This window comes from Marinobacter persicus (assembly GCF_002934325.1).
GTDB classification, from domain to species: Bacteria; Pseudomonadota; Gammaproteobacteria; order Pseudomonadales; family Oleiphilaceae; genus Marinobacter; species Marinobacter persicus_A.
On the sequence record NZ_PTIV01000078.1, the window covers coordinates 1 to 1,834 of the forward strand.

Annotated in this window: 1 protein-coding gene; it reads left to right on the plus strand. The window is 55.2% G+C overall.

What is annotated here, in order from left to right; all coding sequences use genetic code 11:
• Positions 1–75 precede the first annotated feature (75 nt).
• Positions 76–1,647, plus strand: a complete 1,572-nt coding sequence (locus BY454_RS16635; protein WP_104425573.1) for a transposase — start codon at positions 76–78, stop codon at positions 1,645–1,647.
• Positions 1,648–1,834 lie beyond the last annotated feature (187 nt).

Here is a 1,834-nt window from a genome sequence, read left to right on the forward strand (position 1 = left end):
CGTTGAGGCTGTAGAAAAACTCCGAATCAGAGGGTCAGTTTGGTAGGATCAGGCAAACAGACAAGGAGCTGTCAGATGCCTCGCTTTAAGCACTACAACTACGACCAGGACGCCATGGTCGTGATCAACTACCAGGAACAGCTGCAGCCCGGCACCTTTGAACACGCGGTGCATTACCTGATCGAGCACAAGCTGGACCTGTCGGTGTTTCACCCCAAGTATCGGAATCAGGACACTGGCCGCCTGGCCTACGATCCGGCCATCCTGCTTAAGATCATCCTGTTTGCCTATTCCAAGGGCATCACTTCCAGCCGCGAGATGCAGTGGTGTTGCGAGACCAACATCATCTTCAAGGCATTGTCCTGCGATACCGTTCCGCATTTCACCACCCTGGCCAAGTTCGTCAGTAGCCACGCGTTTGAAATAGAAGAGCTGTTCGAGCAGATCCTGCTGGTCTGTCATGAGCAGGGCCTTTTAGGCAATGAACTCTTCGCCATCGACGGCTGCAAAATGTCCTCGAACGCTGCCAAGGAATGGTCCGGCACCTTTAAGGAACTCGGTGAGAAACGGGACAAGCTGCGCCGCCTGATCCGCCACCACTTAAAGGAACACTACGAAAAGGACGAGGCGGAAACCGAGGCAGAACTGGACCGCGATATCCGCCGGGCCAAAACCATCCTCTCGCTAGATGAGTCCCTGAACAAAGTGGACCGCTTCCTAAAGACGAACCGCCCACGGATGGGCCGGGGGAAGCGGAGCAAGGAAGTGAAGAGCAACATCACCGATAACGAAAGCGCCAAGATGACCACCAGCAAGGGCACGATCCAGGGCTACAACGGCGTGGCCACGGTGGACAAGAAACACCAGATCATCATCGATGCCCAGGCCTTCGGGGAAGGGCAGGAGCACCACACGCTGCAACCGGTACTGGAAACCGTGGAAGCCCGCTTCAAGAAACTGGGCATTACCGAGAATATCTACCAGCAAGGCGCCATCGTTACCGCCGACACCGGCTTCGCCAACGAAGCCAACATGAAGTACCTGCATGAGCGCCAGATCAATGGCTATGTGCCGGACAACAAATTCCGGAGCCGCGATCCGAAGTTCCAGAACCAAAAGGATAAATACGGCAAACGGCGTCAGCATCTACCCAAAACCGGCTGGAAAACCATCATCCCAGCCAATGAGTTCCAGTTCGATCCGGTAAATCTGACCTGCGTCTGTCCGGCAGGCAACACCATCAGCTACCAGGGCATCCGGGAAGCCGAGAACGGCAAGACCCGGGTGCACTTCGAAGGGCGTCTCCTCCAGTGCCGGCATTGCCCGAAGAAACACCAATGCATGCAAAACCCCGCCTCAGCCAATCACCGTAAGGGCTCCGGCCGACAGGTATCGTTCACCATCGAGAACAAACGCCTGCCGAACTACACCGACTGGATGAAACACCGCGTGGATAGTCCAAAAGGCAAGGAAATTTACAGCCACCGCATGTCGGTGGTGGAACCGGTGTTCGGCAACATCGGCACGACCAAGCGCCTGAACCGCTTCAGCTTGCGGGGTAGGAAAAAGGTACAGGGCCAGTGGCAGCTGTATTGCCTGGTGCACAACATCGAGAAACTGGCGAATTATGGGCAGTTGGCGGCGTGAATGAGCGAAAAACGCCACTGATCAGACCAATAAAGAGCGAAATCTGCTCTCGGTCATTGTTGAGCGGATAACGTCAGTGGTGGAATGAACAAATGACGACGGCGAAGCGGATTGCTGGCCGTGACGAATAAACGAACAAAAGGGCGGTAGAGCTGGCTCAGAAATGGGTTTTTCTACAGCCTCGTTA

What these genes read in the sequence shown, in the direction of transcription:
- BY454_RS16635 (WP_104425573.1), top strand. Translation starts at nt 76, where the DNA reads ATGCCTCGCTTTAAGCACTACAACTACGACCAGGACGCCATGGTCGTG.